This window comes from Streptomyces sp. NPDC026206 (genome assembly GCF_040638465.1).
GTDB lineage: Bacteria > Actinomycetota > Actinomycetes > Streptomycetales > Streptomycetaceae > Streptomyces.
Genome location: NZ_JBEZYL010000029.1, coordinates 38,272 through 44,690, shown reverse-complemented (window position 1 = coordinate 44,690; position 6,419 = coordinate 38,272). Strand labels below are relative to the sequence as shown.

The window sequence follows — 6,419 nt, the reverse complement described above, 5'->3', positions numbered from 1 at the left end:
TTCGGGAGAGGGGTTAGCAGCCGCAATGTAACGATCTGGGCCGCCACGGGGCGGATGGCGGCCTGCCCCCCCCCCGCGGCGATCTCCCCCCCAGCCCGTCCGGCGCTTGAGGACCGGGGTCCGGAGCGGAGCTCCGGTCATACTGCCGGGGCGTCCGGTTCGAAACGGCTGCGCACCGCGGTCTGCACCTCGGCCTCCTCGGCAGGATCGGCCGCCAGCCGGCGCAGCTGCTCGACGACGCGGGCGTCGGCGGTGGTCGCGTGGTGGGCGGCGAGCTCGCGGGTGCTCTCCTCGCAGTCCCACAGGCACTCGACGGCGAACCCGGTGGCGAACGAGGGGTCCGTCGCGGCGAGGGCGCGCCCGGCACGGCCGCGCAGATGGGAGGAGGACGTCTCGCGGTAGACGTGGCGCAGGACGGGGGCGGCGCAGCCGATCGTCAGACGTCCGGCGCCGTCCACGAGGTCCCACAGGACGGGCGCGTCACAGCCCTCCGTCCGCACCGTGCGGCGCAGGGCACCCAGGACGAGCGCGGAGTCGTACTGGGCACCACGGCAGGCGAGCATCCCGGCCGCGGCGGCGCCCAGGGCACCGGTGCGATGGACCCAGCTGCGGGCGCGTTCCAGGGCGGCCGTGCTGCGCATCCGCTCGAAAGCGGTCACGGCGGCGTCCGCGACCAGTTCGACGGTGTCCTCGGCGGCGGCCTCGATGAGGTCGAGGGCCTGGGGGTCGTGGTGCTCGGCGAGGTAGCGCAGGGCGGTGGCGCGTGCGGCCTCCGGGCCGGAGGCGGCCGCCGCGATGATCTCCACGCGGTCCTCGGGGCCCGCGACCGCGGTGAGGCACCGGGTGGCGGGGACGTGCCGCAGCTGGGTGGGGTACTGGGCGAGCCCCTCCTGGGCCCAGTCCAGGACCTCGCGCACGCTCCAGCCCGGCCGGGGACCGGAGGGCCGCAGCTGGCGCTGCCAGCGGTCGAAGGAGCCCTGTTCCTGTGCGGCGCGCACCCTGGCGGCGAGCGCGGGGGCGTGCCGGTCCTCCGCCCACAGCCGCCACGGCCGGGGCTCGAAGGCGTCGCGCACGGCGGCGGCGAGCGCGGATTCACCCTCAGGAGTGTGCGGGAACCGGGCCAGGACCGCGGCGCCGAGGGCCGCGAGGCCGGCGTCGTCGTCGCGCAGGGCCAGCTCGTCGAGGGCCCAGGCCCAGTTGCCGCCGGTGGCGGCGTAGCGGCGCAGCAGCAGGAGGGCGTCGTCGCGCCCGTAGGAGGCGAGGTGGCCGAGGACGGCGAGGGCCAGGCCGGTGCGCTCCTCAGCGGTGTCGAGCAGGTCGTCCGGGTGGAAGAGGTGCTGTTCGATCTCGCCGAGCCCGCCGTCGAGGTCCAGGTAGAGGCGCGCGTAGTAGAGGGAGCGGTTCTCGAGCTGCCAGTCGCGCCGGGGGTCGTGCAGCACACAGTGGTTCAGTGCCGTGAGCGCCTCGGCGCGCGGCGCCGCGAGGGCATGCAGGGTCCCGTCGCCGCGGCCTCGCTGAAGGAGGCCGAGCAGGGTGCCGCTGGGCGCTATGTCTGGATCGAACATGGGGTCAGCATCCGGTGCGGGGAGTCGGCTGGCAACGGGATTTCCGTCGTCCGGCATTCTTGCCGGTGTCCACCAGTGCTATGCCTGGTGAACTGTGGAAACTCGGGTTCTCCTGAGCGCCCGCAGCCTACCCGGAGCAGAGCATTCCGCCGAGCGGTGTCAGATATGTCCCACTCACGCCGGAGGCATATGCCGCGAGCACCACCGTATCGGGTATTGCAAAATCCCTTACGGGCCCTCGCTCGCTGTGCAACAGTCGTTACAGCAGACCGGCCGTTCCAGCGGACCCCGGATCCGGCCGCGCCCCGCCTCTATCGGAGAACGTGATGCCGTCCCCACTGTCCGCGGACCGTTCCGCCGCACCGCCGCCCGAGGGCGACCCGGTCGACGCGCTCATCTCGCAGGCCCAGCGGCTCAGAGGCGGCATCGACGCCGTGCGCCGCGAAACGGCGGCGGACGCCGAGCGGTCGGACGACCCCCGGCTGCGCTGGCAGCGCGCCCTGTGCGAGCTCGCCGCCCACCAGGTGGACCACCTCGGCGAGCACCTGGGGCAGCTGCGCGAAGGACTGGACGGGCAGTGCCCGCAGCCCTCCGCCGCGACTGCCACCCTGGCCTCCGGGACGGTGCCGGCGGGGCCGGAGCAGAGCGGGCCGGACGCCCCGCCCGGCCGGGTGGGCAGCGCCGAGTGGAACCTCCTGACCGACGAGGTCACCTGGTCCGACGAACTCTTCCGGCTCTTCGGGCGCCCGCCCGGGGACGGTGCGCTGACGCTCGACGAACTCCCCTCCTGGCTCCTGGAGGAGGACCGGGACGGACTGACCGCGATGGTCACCGACTGCCTGGTGGACGGTAGGCCCATCGACGGTGAGTTCCGTATCGTGCGCGGCGACGACGGCGCGGTGTGCACGGTGCACATGATGGGCGAGCCGGTGCTCGACGCCGACGGCTGCACGGCCTCCATGTGGGCGGTGCTGCGGGATGTCAGCGCACTGCGGCAATGCCGGCAGGAGGTGCACGAGACCCGTGACTCGGCGCACCATCGGCGGCAGCTCGCGCAGACGGAACACCGGCTCGCGGTCGAGCTGCAGGAAGCCGTGCTGCCACCGTGGCGCGGCTCCCTGCGGTTCCCGCCTGCCGGGCCGGCCGGAGCGCACACCCCCGCATTCGGCGGCGCCCTCGATCTGGCCGGGCACTATCTCCCCTCCTCGACGAGCAGCCTCGTGGGCGGCGACTGGTTCGACGCCATGGAGCTGCCCGGCGGCCGGACGCTGCTGACCGTCGGCGGGCTCACCGGACACGGGGTGACCGCCACCTCCACCATGGCGATGCTGCTCGGGGCGGTGCGCGGCATGGCGGTCTCCGGTGCCGAGCCGGGCCCGCTGATGGGCTGGCTCAACCACCTCCTCGACGCCTCCGCGCAGCCCGCCCTGGGCAGCGCCGTCTGCTGCCGTTACGACCCCGCGTCCGGCACGCTCCTGTGGTCCCGGGCCGGCCACCCGGCCCCGCTGCTCTTCCGCGGCGGAGCGGAGGTCGCGCTCCCGCCTCCGGAGGGCGTACTGCTGGGGGCGGTCTCCGACGCCGCCTACGCACAGGCCGAGGAGCGGCTGCTCCCCGGCGACGTGCTCGTCCTCCACACCGAGGGACTGGCTCCCCGGCCGGCCCTCGCCGGACTGCCGGAGCTCGCGCAGCGCTTCGCGGCGGCAGGCAGCGCGCAGGAGTGCCTGCGGGTGGTCCTGGAGGAGTTCGGCGACAAGGAGCGCGAGGACGACGCGTGCGTGCTGGTCGCCCGCATCGGCGCCTAGGGCCCCGCTCGTGGCCCCGGACGCCCTCCGGCTTCCGGCGGCCGGCCCCGCTGTGGCGTCGGCGGCCGGTCACACGGGGGCGGTCCTGCCCTTGCCCGGCCCCTTCGGCAGCGCCCGCTGGATGTCCTCCCGCAGATGCTCGATCTTGGGATAGCCCGCGTATTTCCCGGTCAGCCGGTACATCTCGCGCAGCCGGTCCCATGTGCGGTGCGATGAGGTCTCGCCGATGGTGTTGAGCGCCATCCGGGCGAAGGTGTCCGCCTGCTCCGGGTCGTTGCCGAGGAAACAGGCGGATGCCATGGAGATGTAGTCGAGGATCATCGACCGCTGGCGCTGGTCCCCCCGCAGCTGCATCGCCCGCTTGGCGTGCCGCTGTGCGATGACGGCGGCCGCGGGGTCGTGCTCCGCCAGCGTGCGGTAGGCCAGCGCCTGCATGCCGTGGAGATCCGCCTCGTCGAACATCTGCATCCAGCTGGGCGGCGGCACATCGCCCTTGTCCGACACGAACAGCTCCTCGGCCTCGCCCAGGGTCCGCCGCATGGCCTGGCCACGCCCCATCGACGCCTGCGCCCAGGCCTCGATGGTGTACAGCATGGCCCGGGTACGCGGCAGGGCCTGCTCGCCGGAGCCGGACTTGGCGAGCTGCATCAGATCCAGCGCCTCGCCGGGACGGCCCAGGTGGACCATCTGGCGGGCCGCCCGCGAGAGGGCCTCCCCCGCCCGGGGCCGGTCGCCGCCCTCACGGGCCGCGTGCGCGGCGATGAGGAAGTACTTCTGGGCGGTCGGCTCCAGACCCACGTCGTGGGACATCCACCCCGCGAGCACGGCGAGGTTGGCCGCGACCCCCCACAGCCTGCGCTGCAGGTGCTCGGGGTGGTGGTAGGAGAGCATGCCGCCCACCTCGTTGAGCTGGCCGACCACGGCCTTGCGCTGCAGTCCGCCACCGCGGGAGGCGTCCCAGAGGCGGAAGACCTCGACCGAGCGCTCCAGCGCGTCGATCTCGAGCGATCCCACGGGGGCCGCCTCATAGCGGTCGTACCCGGCCGGATCGGCGTGGGCGGTGCCCAGGGGGTCGTCGAAGCGGGGGGCGTCGGAGGAGAGGACAGGGTCGGAGTGCAGCCAGTCGTGCATCGCGCCGGTGATTGCTGATCCTGCGGCGAGCGCGGCGCCCGCGCCCACCAAGCCGCGTCGGTTGAGCATGAGGTCCATTCCCGTGAATTCGGTGAGGACCGCGGCGGTCCGCTCGGGTGGCCACGGCAGCCCGTCCTGGGACTGCCCCTTGCCGGCCCGCCTTCGCCGGCCGAACCCGAGGTCCTCAATGGTCACGACACGGCCGAGTCGCTCGGTGAAGAGGGCGGCCAGCACCTTGGGCACGGGATCTCGGGGGGACTCCCCCATGTCGATCCACCGCCGCACACGCGAGGTGTCGGTCGCCAGCTGCGGATGGCCCATGACCGCCGCCTGCCGGTTCACAAGTCTCGCGAGCTCGCCCTTGGACCAGCCGGCCAGGCCGAACAGGTCCGCGAGGCGGGCGTTGGGTTCCCTCGTCACGTCAAGCCCCCAGGTTCCTCGGCTGACTTGAAGGTACTCGGGCCGTCATGGGCCAAGCGAGTATTCGCCAGGGTTCGCCAGGGTGCGCCAGATGGTGTGCCACCCGCGCCCGGGTGTGATGTAGGAACGCGCAACCCCGGCCACCCGGCAGCCCGACCGCATTCCCCAGGGTGCGTGACGGCCCGGGGACCGGGAAGCGCGGCAATTCGCCGACACGAAGGGATCTGTTCCGCCCATGTATGCAGCATCGACCTCCGTGTCCGCTCCGCCCCGGCCGCTCCGCCCCCAGCAGAGCGGCAGCGGACCGTACCTCGACCCCTCCCACGCCGTGGGGGCCGCGTTCGGGAGCGGACGGGCGCGGAGGGCCCCGGGGCTCGGCGCCCAACCGCTCAGCGGGAGAATCGACTTGTCCGGCCCCCAGGGCGCGCAGCTGCGCACGGTGATCTCGTCGGTGCACCGCATCTGTCCCGAGTTCAACCCCGTCCAGGTTCTCCGGCGCGGCGGGCGCTCGGTCCTCCTGGTCGGCACGACCGGGCGCAGCACGGTTGTGGCGAAGTGTTTACTGGACAATTCACCCGCCTGGGCCGAGCGGTTCCGGCACGAAATAGCCACATATCGGGCGTTTGTCCGGCATCGCCCCCCGGTCCGGGTGCCACGGCTCATCGCCGCCGATCCCGACAACTGCACGCTCGTCATCGAGCGGATGCCCGGGCGCCCTGCCGCCGTCCAGCGGCACCCGGTGGACACCCTGCCCCGCGCGGATGTCCGGGCGGCGCTCGGGGCGATCTGCCGGGTCAATCTCTGGCGGCCGCCGGCAGGGATGTTCGACATGCCGCTGGACTACGGCAAGCGGATCGCCCGCTATCACGAGCTCGGCCTGCTCACCGACCGTGACATGGGTGACCTGCAGAAGCTGCTGCACGGCCTGGCGCATGTGCAGGGCCAGTTCTGCCATGGCGACGCACTGCTGTCGAACGTCCTGCTCTCGCCCGCCGGACCGGTGCTGGTCGACTGGGACAACGCCGGCTGGTACCTCCCGGGGTACGACCTGGCGACGCTGTGGACCGTCCTCGGCGACGCCCCGGTGGCCCGCCGTCAGATCAGCCAGCTCGCCCAGGCCGCGGGGGCCACGTCCCGGGACGCCTTCCTGGTCAACCTGATGCTGGTGCTCACCCGGGAGATCAGGACCTACGAGACGGCTGTGCAGCGCGCCATGCAGGATCCGGTACCACCCGGCACGACCCCCGAGTCCGGGGAGGAGCAGCGGCTGCTGCTGCGCCGGTTGCACGACGACTGCGCCATGGCCCGCCGGGCCGTGCGAGCCGCCGTCGGTACGCGCTGAGCCGGAGCCCGGTCGATACGTCGTTCCGCCGACTTACGGCGTGTCGATGCTCACCCGTACGGGCGAGCACTGCTCCGGTGCGCTCGTCGACGCCCGCGTCGGGAAACTCCCCGACGCGGGCGTTGACGTGTGTCACGCCGTCACCTCAGTCTAATGAGC

4 protein-coding genes are annotated in these 6,419 nt (G+C 73.1%); 2 read left to right on the top strand and 2 right to left on the bottom strand.

Annotated features, from left to right (window positions below; genetic code table 11):
- Positions 1 to 137 precede the first annotated feature (137 nt).
- Positions 138 to 1,565, bottom strand: coding sequence for a HEAT repeat domain-containing protein (locus AB0F13_RS26840; protein WP_362087452.1), 1,428 nt, complete (start codon positions 1,563 to 1,565; stop codon positions 138 to 140).
- Positions 1,566 to 1,891: 326 nt separating this feature from the next.
- Between AB0F13_RS26840 and AB0F13_RS26835 the strand changes: the two genes are divergently transcribed.
- The gene (locus AB0F13_RS26835) at positions 1,892 to 3,367 is read left to right on the top strand and encodes a SpoIIE family protein phosphatase (RefSeq protein WP_362087450.1); all 1,476 of its coding nucleotides are present in this window, start codon (positions 1,892 to 1,894) and stop codon (positions 3,365 to 3,367) included.
- Between the two features lie 69 nt (positions 3,368 to 3,436).
- Here AB0F13_RS26835 and AB0F13_RS26830 read toward each other — a convergent pair whose 3' ends face one another.
- Positions 3,437 to 4,918: a hypothetical protein gene (locus tag AB0F13_RS26830; protein WP_362087447.1), complete on the bottom strand. Its 1,482-nt coding sequence runs from the start codon at positions 4,916 to 4,918 to the stop codon at positions 3,437 to 3,439.
- A gap of 235 nt (positions 4,919 to 5,153) precedes the next feature.
- Between AB0F13_RS26830 and AB0F13_RS26825 the strand changes: the two genes are divergently transcribed.
- Positions 5,154 to 6,260, top strand: a complete 1,107-nt coding sequence (locus tag AB0F13_RS26825) for an aminoglycoside phosphotransferase family protein (RefSeq protein ID WP_362087444.1) — start codon at positions 5,154 to 5,156, stop codon at positions 6,258 to 6,260.
- Positions 6,261 to 6,419: the final 159 nt, after the last annotated feature.

Coding starts and splice junctions, on each gene's coding strand:
- AB0F13_RS26835 (WP_362087450.1), top strand. CDS start 1,892: ATGCCGTCCCCACTGTCCGCGGACCGTTCCGCCGCACCGCCGCCCGAG.
- AB0F13_RS26825 (WP_362087444.1), top strand. CDS start 5,154: ATGTATGCAGCATCGACCTCCGTGTCCGCTCCGCCCCGGCCGCTCCGC.
- AB0F13_RS26840 (WP_362087452.1), bottom strand. CDS start 1,565: ATGTTCGATCCAGACATAGCGCCCAGCGGCACCCTGCTCGGCCTCCTT.